Origin of the sequence: Agrobacterium sp. ST15.16.024 (assembly GCF_027956545.1) — a bacterium.
GTDB lineage: Bacteria > Pseudomonadota > Alphaproteobacteria > Rhizobiales > Rhizobiaceae > Agrobacterium > Agrobacterium cucumeris.
This window is the reverse complement of the sequence record NZ_JAQKGO010000003.1, coordinates 215,473-231,272: the sequence shown is the minus strand read 5'-3', so window position 1 is coordinate 231,272 and position 15,800 is coordinate 215,473. Positions and strand designations below refer to the sequence as shown.

Sequence of the window (15,800 nt, the reverse complement as noted above, 5' to 3'; positions counted from 1 at the left end):
GATGGTATACAAGGCTTCCGGTCCGCTGGTGCTCGTCGGCGCCGGCAATATGGGCGGCGCCATGCTTTCGGGCTGGCTGAAAAAGGGCGTGCCGGGATCCCAGGTCATCGTCATCGATCCGCGCCCTTCCGATGCCATGCGCACAACGATTGCCGAAGCCGGTGCAACGCATAGCCAAAGCGTGCCTGACGGCATCAAGGCAGGCATTCTTTTCGTGGCGGTGAAACCGCAGATGATGGAAGCCGTGCTGCCGTCCCTCAAACCCCTCCTGGGAGCGGATACCGTCGTTGTCTCGATTGCGGCGGGCACGACCATCGGCACCTTCGTGTCGCATTTCGGCGCGGTTGCCGCCGTGCGGGCCATGCCCAACACGCCAGCCATGGTCGGGCGCGGCGTGACGGGTGCCTATGCCAATGAATTGGTAACGCCGGAGCTTAAAGCCGTGGTGGACGGATTGCTGAAGGTCAGCGGTCCGGTCGAATGGGTGGAAACCGAAAGCGATATCGACGCGGTGACCGCGGTTTCGGGCAGCGGCCCGGCCTATGTCTTTTATCTGGTGGAATGCATGGCCGAAGCCGGCCGCAAGGCCGGTCTGCCGGCGGATGTGGCCATGCGTCTGGCGCGGGAAACCGTGGCCGGCGCGGGCGAGTTGCTGCACCAGTCTCCCGATGAGGCGGCGCGGCTGCGCCAGAACGTGACCTCACCGGGCGGAACGACGGCCGCGGCACTTTCCGTGCTGATGGCTGACGATGGCATGCAGCCGCTGTTCGACAAGGCGGTTGCGGCGGCAAAGACACGCGCCGAAGAACTTGCTGGTTGAAGCATTGCAGGCAGGCGGGAGCAGGGTATGAGCGGTGAAATTTCCTACGCCGATTTCGAGAAGGTCGATATTCGTGTCGGCACGATCATCGAGGCTGAGCCCTTTCCCGAAGCCCGCAAGCCGGCAATCAAGGTAAAAATCGATTTCGGACCTGAGATCGGCATCAAGAAATCTTCGGCACAGATTACGGTGCATTATACGCCGGAAAGTCTGGTTGGCCGGCAGGTGCTGGCTGTGGTGAATTTTCCGCCGCGTCAGATCGGCCCGTTCCGCTCCGAGGTCCTGACGCTGGGCTTTGCTGACGGTAACGGTGATATCGTGCTTGCTGCGGTTGAACGGCCGGTGCCGAACGGCGAGAAAATGTGCTGAGATAACAGCACGGGCGCTCGATCTCTCGGATCGAGCGCGGGATGTATCTTACGCCGGAATTTTGACGATTACCCGCAGCCCGCCCAAGGGGCTGTCATCCAGCGAGACGTCGCCGCCGTGGCTGCGCGCGATGTCGCGGACGATGGAGAGGCCAAGTCCCGTACCCGAGGCGTTGAGGTTGCGCGCCTCATCCAGCCGGAAGAACGGCTTGAAGACATCCTCGCGGGAGGCTTCCGGAATACCCGGGCCATCATCATCGAAGGTCATGATGATGGAGCGCGGTGCCTTGCGGATATCGATGTGCAGATTGGTCGCATAACGCCGGGCATTCTCCGCCAGATTGGCGACAAGGCGGGAAAGAGCATTCGGCCGCGCGATGATGCGCTCGATATTATAAAGCTCGTAGCTGAATTTCTTGCCGTGAAGTTCAAAATCATGGCCGATCTTTTCCAGAAGTGCGGGAAGCTCGAGCGTGCCGACATCCTCTTCGACATCGGTGCGGGCAAAGGTCAGATAGGCCTCCAGCATCGACTGCATGTCCTCGACATCCTTGTCCAGCCCTTCAAGGTCCGGATTGTCGCCCGCCAGAGCCAGTTGCAGCTTGAAACGGGTGAGGATGGTGCGCAGGTCGTGGCTGACGCCGTTGAGCATGGCGGTACGCTGTTCCATCTGCCGCTCGATGCGTTCGCGCATCAGGATGAAGGCGAGACCCGCCCGCCGGACTTCATCTGCGCCACGGGGAGAATAGGCTGTGAGTTTCTGGCCGCGGCCGAAATTCTCTGCCGCTTTGGCAAGCGCTTCGATGGGCTTGATCTGCCCCCGCAGGAAGAGAATCGAGATTGCAATCAGCACCAGCGATGCGCCGACCATCCAGACGAGGAAGATATGGGTATTTGAGGCATAGGCCGCGCTGCGGCTGGTAAAGACGCGCAGGGTCTTGTCGTCCAGCTGGACGCGGATTTCGACCAGCGAGCCGTTGCCATAGGTGTCGATCCAGAACGGCCTGCCAATCTGCTGGCGCAACTGATCGGCCAGAATTCTGTCGAGGATCGAAAACAGCGGCTCCGGCCTCGGCGCGGGCAGGTCTGCCTTCGGTTCGATATAGACGCTGAGATCCAGCTTCTCGCGGGCAATGCGGATGACGCGCTGGTAGTCATCTTCCTCGGGGTCGGTTTGCAGGAGCTCGATGATCGCGGCAATATCGCGCGTCACGGCGGCGGAAAGACGCTCCGTCACCAGCTGCCAGTGGCGTTCCATGAACACGGCGGCGACCACGCCCTGAAGCAGGATCATCGGCAAAATGATGATCAGCAGCGAACGTGTGTAAAGCCCGGTGGGCAGCCAATGGCGCAGCCCTCTGGCAAACGAGCGCCAGGTCTTTGCTATGCCGCTTTTTTTGACCGTATTGAGAAAATCGAGGCTCGCCATGGCCGTGCGCCCGCCTTTCGTTTGTCCTTGTCAGTCCACGCTTAGCCGGTAGCCGATGCCGCGCACCGTCTGCAGATAGACCGGATTGGCAGGGTCGTCCTCGATCTTGCGGCGAAGACGGTTGATCTGCACGTCGATGGTTCTTTCGCCCACTTCCGATTCCGCCTCGACCAGTTCATGCCGGGGAATGGTGTCGCCGGCGCGGAGCGCAAAAAGCAGCATGATCTCCTGCTCGCGGTCCGTCAGGCGGATGGTTTCGGGGCCGCGGCGCAATTCCCTTTTGGGAATTGAGAAGCTGTAGGGACCGAACATGATCTGCTCGATCTTCGGGGTATCCGGCGAGGTGTTGCGCCGCAGGATGTTGTTGATGCGCAGCACGAGTTCACGCGGATCAAAAGGTTTGGCGAGATAATCATCCGCCCCGGCCTCCAGCCCCTCGATGCGGGAATCCGCCTCCGACCGGGCGGTCAGTAGAATGACCGGCACGGATTTGTCCTCGTTCAGCGAGCGGGTGAGCGAAAGTCCGTTTTCTCCCGGCATCATTACGTCAAGGATGAGCAGGTCGAAGCGGATGCCGATCATCTTGCGCCGGGCTTCGGCCGCATCCCCAGCGACGGAAATGCGGTACCCCTTCTCACCCAGAAAGCGCTGGAGAAGGTTGCGAATGCGGGCGTCGTCGTCAACGATGAGAAGGTGGGCGGCGTCATCATCCGCCGGCGGGCGCTTTGTCGTTGCTGTCGCCATCGTCAGTCGCCTTCCCCTGTTGTCGGGCTGCGCATCTGCGCCAGGAATTTTCGTACGCAGGCGCGGGCATCGGGACCAAGGCCCTCCAGCGCACGATCAATACGCCGCGATTGCGGTTCGCTCAGCGCCAGGGCCAATTCGCGGCCGGTCAGCGTCGGATAAAGCCGGCGCTGGCGGCGGTCTTCGGGGCCGGCCATCTGGCGGATGTAACCGTCATCGATCAGTTGCTTCAGCACGCGGGCGAGGCTCTGTTTGGTAATCTGCAGCGTGTCGAGCAGATCCGCCACCGTCATGCCGGGCTGCCGGCTGACGAAATAGACTACCCGGTGATGGGCGCGGCCATATTCCAGCTTCGACAGGATGACATCAGGGTCGGAGACGAAATCGCGATAGGCAAAAAACAACGCCTCGATCGTATCGAAGTCAATCTTGCCGTCGTCAACCTTCGGGAGTGCCGGTATTTGTCTCGCGGCGGCGGTTTTGAGCGATTGCGGTGGCACTGCGGTTCCTTCATATCCTGCGGCTGACATACGTCGATGCGCCAATATTCTGTAAACATAGCCGAAAATGCGTCCGCTCGGGAGAATGTCGCCGATCATTTTCTGTTGCGGTGGATAATATGCTGCGGGTGCGGGTGCAACTGGAATCCTGAGTGGCCTTTACCGGAAATAGAAAAGAGCGCGGAAAGCCCGCGCTCTTCAGTTGTTTCATACGATTTAGCCAGAGGTCTACTGGTAGACGTAGACGATCCGGTGGGTTGATGGCTCGACCAGAACGGGCACGTCGTTCACCCGGACATATCGATACTGATAGTCGGGAACCTCAACGAGGCGGGTATCGGACGGCAGGGTTGTGCCGACCACCACGTCGCCATCAAAGGTGACTGTGTCTGCAGGATGCTCGTCCATGTAGGTGATAACCGCTTCGGGCGGGGTGATGTCGACATCACCGACGCGGCCGAGGTTCGGATCACCGGGATTGGGTTCAGCCTGCACGCTTGCGGTTTTCTCATACGTCACGACAGGCACACTGAGTTCGGTGCGACGGTCTTCGAGAATGACGGGAGAACCCTCATACATGACATTCAGATAATCGGCATGCGCCCAACCGCGCAGGCCATTGACCTCGATGCGGCACCAGCTGCTGCCGTCCATGCAACCATCCAGCACGGCATTGCTGCCACGTGTGGCCAGACCCAGTTCGGGATAGTCTTCGCCGGGGCCTGAACGAACGGAAATGTCCGATGCGGTGGTGGCGACCATGGCGGCGTTTGCATAGCCGGCCATCAGGGCGAAAGCGCCGCCAGCCATGAGCATTTTAAGCGTCTTGTCCATGTGTCTCACTCCTTTCAAGACTGGAGCTACAACGTCGGGGCCACCCGGGCGTTCCACATTTTTTGGGGGTACTTCCTGTTTTAAGAAGTAATATACCGATTATCTTATTGAATTTTATCGTAATTTTTAGGGGCGATCTGGCAACGGAAAAGCCGTATCTTTTCTCCGCCATTGTACTGTGATCGGTCGCAGTCTATACGAGGCGGGATTTTTCGGACAAGGAGATAAGGGATATGGGAAAGTTGCAGGCGGGCATTATTCCGGTCACGCCGTTCGAGCAGAACTGCACCATCCTCTTTGATCAGGATACCAAGGAAGGTGTTGTCGTTGATCCCGGCGGTGATGTGGATGTCATCCTTCAGGTCGTCGCTGAAAACGGCATCACGCTCAAGGAAATCTGGCTGACCCATGGACATCTCGACCATGCCGGCGGTGCAGAGGAATTGCGCGCGAAACTCTCGCTGCCGGTCATCGGTCCGCATGAGGACGACCGGCCGTTGCTGGAGAGGATCGAGGTGCAGGCCGAAAAATACGGTATCGCCGGTCTTCAGAACGTCGTGCCGGACAAATGGCTGAAGGACGGGGACAGGGTATCCTTCGGGGATCATGTCTTTGAGGTCTATCACTGCCCGGGCCATGCCCCCGGCCATGTCATCTATTATAATCGCGACCAGCAATTTGCCCATGTCGGCGACGTGCTGTTTTCAGGGTCGGTGGGGCGGACCGATCTGCCCGGCGGGAACCATGAGCAATTGATGGCGTCCATTCGCGACAAGCTTTTGCCACTCGGCGACGATGTCGGGTTCATCTGTGGCCATGGTCCTGGTGGTCGGCTGGGCGATGAACGCCGCAACAATCCCTATCTTCAGGGGATCTGAGCGCGTTGCGCATGGCGTGTGCGCAGGCATAAAAAAACCCGGCATTCCTGCCGGGCTTCAACTAGAAAAGAAAGCCGTTTTAGGGTCAGCCAGCAATCTGCAGATTGACTGCCTTCGGGCCCTTGCCGCGACGATCCGGTTCCGTGTCGAAGCTCACTTTCTGATTTTCTGAAAGTCCGGACAGGCCAGAAGCCTGTACAGCAGAGATGTGAACAAAGATATCAGCGCCACCATTGTCTGGCTTGATGAAGCCGAAGCCTTTGTCTGTATTGAAGAATTTTACGGTGCCAGTTTCGGCCATGCATCAGGTCCTTTTCGCTCTGCCCGCGTTCAGCTACAGGCAGCATTACAGTTTTGCCCCGCGAGGGCGTTGGCAGGCAGTTCTTGACTATTGAGAAAATGGACCTTCGCAGCGGGAAGTAATGGCGTTCTCATCCAACGTTTTTCGTCCCACCGCCCGAGGTTTATAGCGTCCCCAGTGCGCAAAATTATAGGCCTTCCCATGCTCGCAAATTGCCCGAACCGCGGTAGAGTGATGCGTTTATGGAAAATTGGCAAGCAAAAGTTTTCACGGGCTTTTTGTCAGATAAAAAACCTGCGGTAGAATAACGGCGTGCAATCGCACATTTTTTTCGCATAGGCGATATTTGATGAAATAATTGCCGGTTAGCGCGGGCGTTCCCGGCAAAATTTTGGATGCCGAAACGCGTTTTTGACGCGGAGCGAGAAAAAACGGTTCTTTTTGCGTCAGGCCGTTCCAGCCACGGTTTTTTGCCGTTTTCGCGTCAGTTCAGGCACCAGTTCCACGATCAATATGGCGATGAATATGATCAGGCAGCCGACATAACCGGCGCGGGAAATGGTCTCATTCAGGAAAAGCGAGGCCATCAAAGCACCGAAAAGCGCCTCCGAGGACAGGAATATCGCCGCCTGCGGCGCCGTGGTGTAACGCTGGCCAATGACCTGCAAAACGAAGGCGAGGCCGGAAGATACGAGGCCGACATAGAGGATTTCCGCCAGCGAGGCTTCGATTGCGGCCATGCTGATGGGTTCGAAGGCAATGCCGATGATGCAACTAAGAAGGGAGCAAACCGCGAACTGAGTGCAGGAGAGGGCGAGCGGTCGCCCGCTCTCGGAGACGAAGCGGCCGGCAAGCGTGATCTGGATCGCCCAGAAGAAGGCGCAGATGATGCTGAGGATATCCCCCCTTGTCAGCGCCTCGAATGCGCCGCCGGACAGGAGGAAGATGCCGCCGAGCATCATCAGCGCGCAGGGCCAGACGATCCAATGGGGATGTCGCCGGTAAAGCACGACAGCGATCACGGGCACGAAGATGACGTAAAGCCCGGTCAGGAAGCTGGAATTTGTGACGGTCGTGGTCAAAAGCCCGACCTGCTGGGTGGTGGCGCCGCCGAACAGCGCAAGTCCCACCAGGATATAACTGCCGATTTCCTTGCGGCGCGGCGATGATTTCTTCGACCGGGTTTCCATCATGGCGAAGGGTAGCACGGCGATTGCGGCAATGGCGAAACGCAGACCGACGAACCAGAAAGGGCCAATGGAGGCCATGGCGGAGGACTGCGCGACAAAGCCGCCTCCCCAGATCGCTGCGGCGAGCAGAAGCAGCATATTGGCCTGAATACGCGTCATTGTTGGCACCAGCACACAGGGGCCGGAAGATCAGTCCATCGCGGCCTTGGCAATTCGGGGATTTTTTGAAATGTCGATCAGACGGTTTCCTGGGTGCTTTAGCAGCAACCTGCCGGTGCCGCAAGCCGGCGGAAGGCGGTCACCGTCAGACGCGGCGACTGGCGTAGCTTTTGGAGCGCCAGCTTATTTGTAGCGGCGGGCTTCGTCCTTGAGACTGCGGCGGGTCAGCGTCAGGCCGCCGATGCCGAGGCCGATGAAGGCCGCAGCCGAGAGGATGATGAGCAGGAAGTGCGGACCTGCCCGCGATGTGGCCGCTTGCGGAATAGACGCGGTGTGCAATGTATCGACGGCTTGGGCCGCCGCATTGGCGGATGTCGCGATACCCGCGGCCATGGTAACGATGACAAGAAAAGCAGCCGCCGCCATCCAGAGGGAAAACAGCGTTCTCTGCGCCCTTAACCTTTCAACGGAAGTCCGGTCGTTGGTAAACATGGCGATTGCCTCTTGTCCCTGTCCATGAAGGATAAAAGAGGCTTCGAAATGGACGGCTTGGAGACCGAATTCTGGCGTTCCGCGGCATTTATTGCGGCAATATTGTGGCAAGTGCGATTACAGGCGGCTGCATGCCGCAGATGGCCTCAGAGGCCGCGTTTTCCGAAGGTGCGGGTCTGGCGCTGCGAATGCGGCTCAGCCGCGCGCTCTTCGCGTAAAAATGGCGGCGTCGTGCCGTTCCGGTCCGTCCGCGGCGCAGTGTTGAAATAGGCGCTGCCGAGTTCGGGAAAGCGTGCGTCGAAGCTTGTGGGCGCGAGTTCCGGTTTGGCGAGAGCATAACCCTGCATCAGCAGGACGCCGAGGTCCTCACACAGATCGACCTGCCAGCCGCTCTCCAGCCCTTCGAATACCGGCTCTATTCCATCGTCGCGAAACTGGCTGACGATGACGCGCAGAAGGGCGGCTCCTGCGGAATTCTGCATGAAATCGCGCACCCAGCCGGCTTCGAATTTGACATAATCGGGTTTGATGAGCTTTACCCGGTCGATATCGGAATCACCGGCGCCGTAGTCGTCCAGCGCCACGCGAAAACCGATGTCGTGCATGTGGTAGGCGAAGTCTGCGACCATCTGCGTGTCGGAGGCCTTTTTCTCGGAGATTTCGCAGACAATGCGCTCCGCCGTCATGCCTGCCTCGTGGGCGGCAAGACGCATGCGCTCCACTTCCTGGCGCATCTTGGCCGGGGTCTGGAACAGGCCCGGATGGAAGTTGACGAAGATACGGGCGCGGGATCGGTTGAGCCTGCCGGTATTGAGAATGTGAATGGTGCGCAGGATGCTGTCGATAGTCTCGATATCGTCAGGCTCCACCAGCGAGAAAAATTCGCCTGGCGTCACCGGTTCGCCGTTGCGATGGGGCCGCACCAGACCTTCGAAGGAATCGATATCGAGCGCACCGCTCGGTGTTCGACGGAAAATGGGCTGCAGGGCCGATTTGAGGTTGAATGTTTGGTAGGCCGTGGACCATGTGCCATCGACCTCGCGGACAAGACTGGAAAAGATGCTTTTGGGCGCCATTTTTCAACCAGCTATAGAGACACGACCCCTAGGCTCGCGAATGTAGCGTATCAAGCGTTACTTCCGGGTTAAGGAAGGTTTAAATTCTCTGCTACAGCACATAAGCCGGCTTTTGACCTTGAAAGACGGCCTGTCTTTCGACATAGAAAGTGCCGCAGAAAACAAGTTTTTCAGCTTCTACCGATGTCAACCCCAATAGGACCGATTAAAAATGGCCTTCCTTGCCGACATTCTCTCCCGCGTAAAGCCATCCGCCACCATCGCCGTTACCCAGAAAGCCCGCGAGCTTAAAGCGAAGGGCCGCGATGTGATCAGCCTTGGCGCCGGCGAGCCGGATTTCGATACGCCCGAAAATATCAAGGAAGCGGCCATTGACGCCATCAAGCGCGGCGAAACGAAATACACGCCCGTTTCCGGCATTCCGGAACTGCGCAAGGCCATCGCCGAAAAGTTCAAGCGCGAAAACGGTCTCGACTACAAGCCGGAGCAGACGATTGTCGGCACGGGCGGCAAGCAGATCCTTTTTAACGCCTTCATGGCCACCCTCAACCCGGGTGACGAAGTCGTCATTCCCGCACCTTACTGGGTCAGCTACCCGGAAATGGTGGCGATCTGCGGCGGCACGCCCGTATTCGTCGACACCACGCTTGAAGACAATTTCAAGCTGACCGCGGCAGCGCTGGAAAAGGCGATCACGCCGAAGACGAAGTGGTTCGTCTTCAACTCGCCTTCCAACCCCTCGGGTGCCGCCTATTCGCATGACGAGCTGAAGGCGCTGACGGACGTGCTGGTCAAGCATCCGCATGTCTGGGTGCTGACGGACGACATGTATGAGCACCTGACCTATGGCGACTTCAAATTCGTCACCCCGGTCGAAGTCGAGCCTGCGCTTTATGACCGCACGCTGACGATGAACGGCGTCTCCAAGGCCTATGCCATGACCGGCTGGCGTATCGGCTACGCGGCCGGCCCGCTGCCGCTGATCAAGGCCATGGACATGATCCAGGGCCAGCAGACCTCGGGCGCCAGCTCGATTGCGCAATGGGCGGCTGTTGAAGCGCTGAACGGCACGCAGGATTTCATTCCGACCAACAAGAAGATCTTCGAAGGTCGCCGTGATCTCGTCGTCTCCATGCTCAACCAGGCCAAGGGTATCAATTGCCCGTCACCGGAAGGCGCATTCTACGTCTACCCGTCCTGCGCCGGCCTGATCGGCAAGACCGCGCCATCTGGCAAGGTCATCGAGAGTGATGTGGACTTCGTCTCCGAGCTTCTGGAAGCCGAAGGCGTTGCCGTCGTGCAGGGATCGGCTTTCGGCCTCGGCCCGAACTTCCGCATTTCCTACGCCACGTCGGAAACCCTGCTGGAAGAAGCCTGCAAGCGCATCCAGCGTTTCTGCGCTGATTGCCGCTGATCGGTTGTTGCGATTTTGAAGGAAGCCCGGCAGCGATGCCGGGCTTTTTTGTTTTTGATAGATGCCCGTACATTCGACGTCATCCTCGGGCTTGACCCGAGGATCTGCAACCCGGGACGATGGATCCTCGGGTCAAGCCCGAGGATGACGGAGGAGAGGTTTCGGCGACGCCTTGTCAGACGCTCGAAATCCAGGCGCAACGCTCGTTTTTAAAGCCCCAGAAACAGCAGCATGACGAAGGTGGCGAAGAGGATGAAATGTGTCATTCCCTCAATCGCATTGGTCTCACCGTCGTTGAGATTGATGGCGGCGGCGATGAGGGTGATGAAGACCATGACGGTTTGAACCGGTGTCATCGCCATGATGAAGGGCTGGCCGGTGTAGAGCGCAATACCCTCCATGACCGGCACGGTGAGAATGACCGTCGACAGCGATGCGCCCATGGCGATGTTGACCACGGCCTGCATGCGATTGCGCAAGGCGGAGCGGAGTGCGGTGAGGATTTCCGGCGATGCCGAGATTGTCGCCACCACCACCGCCATCAGCGCCGGTGGCGCGCTGGTGCCTTCGAGGCTGACGCTCAAAAAGCTCGACATGAATTCCGCCAGTACGCCGATCAGCACCACACCGGCGATGATGAGGCCGATGGACAGTGGCACGCTGCCTTCGTCTTCTTCCTCGGCATGGCTCTCCGATGGTTGACCGGCCGGATGCGCCTTGCGGGGATAGGCATAGCTGAAGAAATAGCTGTGCGGCCCGACCTGCATTTTCAGGAACAGGGCATAAAGCGCGATCATGGCAACGATGGTGAAGGCGGAATAGACGTGCCAGCTTTCATCGGGAATGAATTCCGGCACGATCATCGAAATGCCCATGGCGGTAAGGATCATCACCCCGTAGGTCTTGCCGGAATCATCATTATATGGCTGTTCGCCGTGGCGCAGCCCGCCGAGCAGGGCGGCTAAGCCAAGAATGCCGTTGATGTCGATCATCACGGCGGAATAGATCGTGTCGCGCACCAGTGTCGGTGAGCTGGATTCACTCATGATGATGGCGAGGATCAGCACTTCCACCGCAACTGCCGACAGCGTGAGGATCATCGTGCCATAGGGATCGCCGACCTTGGCGGCGAGGATTTCGGCGTGATGGGCAACCCGCATAGAGACCAGAACGATGAGCCCGATCAGGGCGATTGCGGCGATGAGCGATGCCGTTTTCCCGCCCTCGAATATTGCATGTTCGGCCATATAGGCAACGATTGCCGCCGGTATCGCGAGCAGCAATATGCGCTCCTGCTTCAGAATAGAACCCACCATTGATTTCCCTTCCCCTGACAGCCGCAGGCTGTGACGTATCGTCCCTCAGATCAAGCAGGATTTGCGCTTGAGTGCTTTTGGTAGGATAGTGATGTCGCAGGACATGCTGCTCATGCCGCGGTGTCCCCGTTGGGTGCAATGCTTGAAACGCGGTTGTGGTTGCCATGTCGCCTACTGAAACAGGAGGAACATGCATGACCAAAGTGGTGTATGAAATCGTCGAACATGACGGAGGCTTCGCTTACCGCATGAACGGCGCTTATTCTGAAACCTTCCCTTCCTATGCGGATGCCGTCGAGGCTGCGCGTATCGTTGCCGCTGAACAGCAGGTGGGCGGCGATGACGAGGAAATCAGCTATCAGGACGAACGCGGCCAATGGCATGAAGAATATAGCCAGGGCGGCGACCGGCCGGAAGCTGAAGTCGTGGACAAGACCTTACCGTCGGCCAGACCGTTTTGATGAAAGAGCCGGCATTTCCGGTCAAATCGGCATCACGTTGCATGTTCCGCAAGTTGGTTTTACATCACCGCGGACCGAGGTCCGCGCGGCAACCATTTCCCAATAGTCCTAGCGCCGTTGCGGCGGAGCGCCCGGGTCGGTCTCCTTGAGATGTGCCTTCAGGCCTTCGACGAGGGCGCTGAACACGGCACGACATCGTGGCGAGGTCTTCAGGTTTTCATGCATCGCCACCCAGGTATGCAGCGGGATGTCGATGTCAGGCAGAACCTGCACCAGCCGCGGGTCCTTGCGCGCAAGGCCGATCTGACAGACGCCAATGCCTGCGCTGGCGCGGATCATGGCAAGCTGGGCGAGATTGCTGTCGGCGCGGATTTCGAAGCAGATATCCTCAATATCGGGTATTTCCGGATCAAGGGCGCGCATCCGCTGGATGGCCGCCCTGATGAATGGCGTCTTGCGGTCGAAACCGACCATCCGGTGCTCGTTTAATTCTTCCATGACCTTCGGAATACCGGCTTTCGCCAGATAATCGCGCGTTGCATGAAAGCCCAGACGGAAATTGCCGATGTAGCGCATGACGATCGCATCCTGCTGCGGTTCGGTCATGCGGATGGCGATATCGGCCTCGCGCCGCAAAAGGTCTTCCAGCGTATCCGATAGCGAAAGCTCGATTTCGAGCCGGGGGTGAATTTCCTGCATGGCCGCAACGATGGGCGGCAGCATTTCCACGCCGATGATGTCAGATGCGCTGATGCGCACGGTGCCTTCAATCTTGCCGACTTCGCCGGATGCCGCACGCATGAGCGCTGCCGCTGTCGCTGCGAGATTTTCCGCATAGGGGCGGAGCGCAAGGGCAGCTTCCGTCGGCATCAGCCCGTGCGGTGAGCGGATGAACAGCGGAAAGCCGACCGCTTCTTCCAGCGCGCCGATATGGCGCCCTGCAGTCGGCTGAGTGATGCCCAGTTCACGCGCGGCCGCAGACAGCGAGCCGTCACGCAGCACACTGAGGAAGGTGCGGTAAAAATCCCAGCTGACATCCCGGCTCTTGATCATAAATTTTTGTATACCTGCTCCACCCATTTCGACAATTTCGTATATCGCAGGACGGGACGATACTCCAGCCCACAAGAAGGAGTGATGGCGATGATATATGAAAAACACGCAGATACAGCAGAAAATCAGCCTCTGGCGCTGATCGTCGGGGCGAATGGCGGTGTGGGCAGCCATGTGGCGAAGATGCTGTTGCAACGCGGCTGGCGGGTGAGGGCGCTGACGCGCCAGCAGGCACCATCCGGTGCGACGGATGGTATTGAGCGCGTGACCGGCGACGCCATGAACCGGCAGGACGTGGTGGAGGCCGCGAAGGGGGCAACGCTCATAGTCCATGCGGTCAACCCTCCGGGATATCGCAACTGGGACAGGCAGGTGCTGCCGATGCTCGACAACACCATCGCGGCGGCTGAGGCCTGCGGGGCGAGGATCGTGTTTCCCGGCAGCGTTTATAATTTCGGGCCGGATGCCTTTCCGCTCCTGACGGAAGACAGCCCGCAAAAGCCTTTCACCCGCAAGGGCACGTTGCGGGTGGAGATGGAGCGGCGGCTGAAGATGGCGTCGATGCGTGGCGTGCCGGTGCTGATTGTCCGCGCCGGGGATTTTTTCGGCCCCGATGCGAAAAATAACTGGTTTTCGCAGATGCTGGTGCGGCCGGGTAAGCCAGTGCGCAGCGTCCAGAACCCTGCGGCACCCTATGCCGGACATCAATGGGCCTATCTGCCTGACGTGGCGGAAACGATCGGCCGGTTGCTCGACCGCTCCGGCGATCTTCCGGCTTTCGCCGTTTATCACATGGAAGGTTTCTGGGATTTCGATGGGTTACAACTGGTTGCGGCAATCGAGCGGGTCGTTGGTCACCCGGTCAAGATGCGTCGGCTTTTCTGGCCGGGCATAAGGCTGGCCGCACCCTTCGTTCCGCTGTTTCGCGAAGTGCTGGAAATGCAATATCTCTGGCAGATGCCGATCCGCATGAGCAACCGCAAGCTTGCGGATTTTCTCGGCACGGAACCACGGACGCCGATTGATGCAGCCGTCTCGGCGACATTGGCGAGCCTCGGCTGCCTCCAGCAGGTGCCGCAACCGGCGAGCCATCATCATACGGCGGATGCCGGGGGCAGGGTGTGATGGCCACCGCGGCAAATGGGATGTCAGCTCGGCGTCGTGTGTTCGCGGTGATTTCGGCAGGGGTGCCGGTGCTGATTTTTGCACAGGTGCTGCTGGCGGGGTTGTCGATCTATTATGACGGATCGCTGCTTTCGGTGCACAAGGGGCTTGGCATGTTTATCGCCATCCCCATCGCGTCGCTGGTCTTCCTCGCGCTGCGTTATGACGATCTGCGGCCGAACCTCAATCGCGCGCTGGTGCTGCTTGCGCTCTATGGCCTGCAGGTGGCGCTGATGAGCATCGGCCGGGAAACGGGCAATGGCTTTCTGCAGGCGCTGCATGTGGCCAATGCCTTTGTTATGGGGGCGTTTTCCGATTTCGCCGCCCGGCAGGCACGCACCGCATCCTGAAACGGAAAACGCCGCACTGCGGAGACGCAGTGCGGCGTTTGGTTTTATCAATGATCAGCCGAGCGCCGGATAGTCGGTATAGCCTTCTGCGCCACCGCCATAGAAGGTCGGCTGGTTCGGCTCATTCAGCGGTGCATCGTTCTTGAAGCGGCGCACCAGGTCCGGATTGGCGATGAAGGCCTTGCCGAAGGCGACAGCATCGACCTTGCCGCTTTCCACGGCTTCAATAGCGCTTGCACGGTCGTAGCCGTTATTGGCGATCCACAGGCCCTTGCCGCCGGCATTGCGATACGCACCCTTGAAGGCTGCGTAATCGAACGGCTTGTCGCCCTGCTTGAAATCACGCGGGCCGCCGGTTGCACCCTCAACGACATGGATGAAGGCGAGATTGCGCTTGCCGAGCTCTTCCGCAACGTAATTGTAAAGCGGCTGCGGATCAGCCTCGAAAATATCGTTCGCGGGTGTGACGGGGGAGAGGCGGATGCCGGTGCGGCCCGCGCCGATTTCTTCCGTAACCGCATCCACTACTTCCAGAAGGAAGCGGGCGCGGTTTTCGATCGAACCACCATAGTCGTCGGTGCGCTGGTTGGTGCTGGATTTCAGGAATTGCTCGATCAGATAACCGTTGGCTGCGTGGATTTCGACGCCATCGAAACCAGCTTCCAGCGCGGCACGGGCGCCGCTGCGGTAATCCTCAAGGATGAGGCCGATATCGTCGATGGTGAGCGCACGCGGCTCGGAGGTTTCCGCAAAAGCACCGGTGCCGTCATCATTGATGATATAGGTCTTCGATTTGGCAGGGATGGCGGAAGGGGCGACGGGCTGGCCGCCATGCGGCTGCAGCGACGTATGCGAAATGCGGCCCACATGCCAGATCTGCGCGACGATTTTGCCACCGGCCGAATGTACGCCGTCGGTGATCTTTTTCCAGCCTTCGACGGCTTCCTGCTTGTAGAGGCCCGGAACATCCGCATAGCCCTGTCCCTGCTGGGAAATCGGGGTGCCTTCGGTGACGATCAGCCCGGCCGTGGCGCGCTGCTCGTAATAGGTGGCGTTGAGATTGTTGGGAATTGCCCCCGGCGAACGGTTGCGGGTGAGGGGAGCCATGACGATACGATTGGCGAGTGCGATATCGCCGGCCTGTGCCGGTTCGAAAAGACTGGTCATGCGACTTCACTTTCTGGTCGGTTGGCGAAATTGCGCTTAAGGCGCGCTGTCTTTCGGTCTGGGTGCCGGAAGGAGAACCACGTG

Annotated in this window: 18 protein-coding genes; 7 read left to right on the top strand and 11 right to left on the bottom strand. The window is 59.1% G+C overall.

The genetic code is table 11. The annotated features are described in order from the left end of the window. The first annotated feature begins 1 nt into the window (after position 1). Entirely contained in the window at positions 2–820 is an 819-nt protein-coding gene (gene proC, locus PL640_RS13030; RefSeq protein WP_271362222.1) for a pyrroline-5-carboxylate reductase, read from the top strand. Between the two features lie 27 nt (positions 821–847). Continuing rightward, entirely contained in the window at positions 848–1,189 is a 342-nt protein-coding gene (locus PL640_RS13025) for a tRNA-binding protein (RefSeq protein ID WP_142840355.1), read from the top strand. 48 nt (positions 1,190–1,237) lie between these two features. On the opposite strand, the gene PL640_RS13020 is transcribed toward PL640_RS13025, so the two are convergent. The 4 genes from PL640_RS13020 to PL640_RS13005 all read right to left on the bottom strand — a co-directional run bounded on the left by PL640_RS13020 (position 1,238) and on the right by PL640_RS13005 (position 4,695). Continuing rightward, positions 1,238–2,617 carry an ATP-binding protein gene (locus PL640_RS13020; RefSeq protein ID WP_142840354.1) on the bottom strand — a complete coding sequence of 460 codons (1,380 nt, stop codon included), beginning with the start codon at positions 2,615–2,617 and terminating at the stop codon, positions 1,238–1,240. Between the two features lie 30 nt (positions 2,618–2,647). Next, positions 2,648–3,361, bottom strand: a complete 714-nt coding sequence (locus PL640_RS13015) for a response regulator (RefSeq protein ID WP_142840353.1) — start codon at positions 3,359–3,361, stop codon at positions 2,648–2,650. 2 nt (positions 3,362–3,363) lie between these two features. Next, the gene (locus tag PL640_RS13010; RefSeq protein ID WP_161991242.1) at positions 3,364–3,891 is read right to left on the bottom strand and encodes a MarR family winged helix-turn-helix transcriptional regulator; all 528 of its coding nucleotides are present in this window, start codon (positions 3,889–3,891) and stop codon (positions 3,364–3,366) included. Positions 3,892–4,089: 198 nt separating this feature from the next. Continuing rightward, on the bottom strand, positions 4,090–4,695 hold the full coding sequence (locus tag PL640_RS13005; RefSeq protein WP_142840350.1) for a DUF1236 domain-containing protein: 606 nt from the start codon (positions 4,693–4,695) through the stop codon (positions 4,090–4,092). Positions 4,696–4,928: 233 nt separating this feature from the next. Here PL640_RS13005 and PL640_RS13000 point away from each other — a divergent pair, with 233 nt between their 5' ends. Next, positions 4,929–5,573, top strand: a complete 645-nt coding sequence (locus PL640_RS13000) for an MBL fold metallo-hydrolase (RefSeq protein ID WP_271362221.1) — start codon at positions 4,929–4,931, stop codon at positions 5,571–5,573. A gap of 85 nt (positions 5,574–5,658) precedes the next feature. Here PL640_RS13000 and PL640_RS12995 read toward each other — a convergent pair whose 3' ends face one another. The 4 genes from PL640_RS12995 to PL640_RS12980 form a co-directional block, all read right to left on the bottom strand. Continuing rightward, positions 5,659–5,874, bottom strand: coding sequence for a cold-shock protein (locus PL640_RS12995; RefSeq protein WP_003494703.1), 216 nt, complete (start codon positions 5,872–5,874; stop codon positions 5,659–5,661). Between the two features lie 446 nt (positions 5,875–6,320). Further along, complete coding sequence (locus tag PL640_RS12990; protein WP_271362220.1) at positions 6,321–7,223, bottom strand: DMT family transporter; 903 nt, start codon at positions 7,221–7,223, stop codon at positions 6,321–6,323. A 183-nt stretch (positions 7,224–7,406) separates the two neighbouring features. Continuing rightward, a complete protein-coding gene (locus PL640_RS12985) occupies positions 7,407–7,715 on the bottom strand; it encodes a hypothetical protein (protein WP_142840347.1) in 309 nt (102 codons plus the stop codon). Between the two features lie 146 nt (positions 7,716–7,861). Further along, positions 7,862–8,791, bottom strand: coding sequence for an EAL domain-containing protein (locus PL640_RS12980; protein WP_271362219.1), 930 nt, complete (start codon positions 8,789–8,791; stop codon positions 7,862–7,864). Between the two features lie 211 nt (positions 8,792–9,002). Between PL640_RS12980 and PL640_RS12975 the strand changes: the two genes are divergently transcribed. Then, positions 9,003–10,205 carry a pyridoxal phosphate-dependent aminotransferase gene (locus tag PL640_RS12975; protein WP_142840345.1) on the top strand — a complete coding sequence of 401 codons (1,203 nt, stop codon included), beginning with the start codon at positions 9,003–9,005 and terminating at the stop codon, positions 10,203–10,205. 209 nt (positions 10,206–10,414) lie between these two features. On the opposite strand, the gene PL640_RS12970 is transcribed toward PL640_RS12975, so the two are convergent. Further along, the gene (locus PL640_RS12970) at positions 10,415–11,521 is read right to left on the bottom strand and encodes a calcium:proton antiporter (protein WP_142840344.1); all 1,107 of its coding nucleotides are present in this window, start codon (positions 11,519–11,521) and stop codon (positions 10,415–10,417) included. A gap of 194 nt (positions 11,522–11,715) precedes the next feature. Between PL640_RS12970 and PL640_RS12965 the strand changes: the two genes are divergently transcribed. Then, on the top strand, positions 11,716–11,982 hold the full coding sequence (locus tag PL640_RS12965; RefSeq protein ID WP_142840343.1) for a DUF2188 domain-containing protein: 267 nt from the start codon (positions 11,716–11,718) through the stop codon (positions 11,980–11,982). Positions 11,983–12,090: 108 nt separating this feature from the next. Here PL640_RS12965 and PL640_RS12960 read toward each other — a convergent pair whose 3' ends face one another. Further along, positions 12,091–13,035 (bottom strand): LysR family transcriptional regulator, encoded by a 945-nt coding sequence (locus PL640_RS12960; RefSeq protein WP_142840342.1) that lies wholly within the window; start codon positions 13,033–13,035, stop codon positions 12,091–12,093. 90 nt (positions 13,036–13,125) lie between these two features. On the opposite strand from PL640_RS12960, the gene PL640_RS12955 reads away from it, so the two are divergent. Further along, a complete protein-coding gene (locus tag PL640_RS12955; RefSeq protein ID WP_271362218.1) occupies positions 13,126–14,160 on the top strand; it encodes an NAD-dependent epimerase/dehydratase family protein in 1,035 nt (344 codons plus the stop codon). Continuing rightward, positions 14,160–14,549: a DUF6220 domain-containing protein gene (locus PL640_RS12950; protein WP_271362217.1), complete on the top strand. Its 390-nt coding sequence runs from the start codon at positions 14,160–14,162 to the stop codon at positions 14,547–14,549. Before PL640_RS12955 ends, PL640_RS12950 begins: the two co-directional genes overlap by 1 nt. 54 nt (positions 14,550–14,603) lie before the next feature. Here PL640_RS12950 and PL640_RS12945 read toward each other — a convergent pair whose 3' ends face one another. After that, on the bottom strand, positions 14,604–15,716 hold the full coding sequence (locus PL640_RS12945) for an alkene reductase (RefSeq protein WP_142840339.1): 1,113 nt from the start codon (positions 15,714–15,716) through the stop codon (positions 14,604–14,606). Positions 15,717–15,800: the final 84 nt, after the last annotated feature.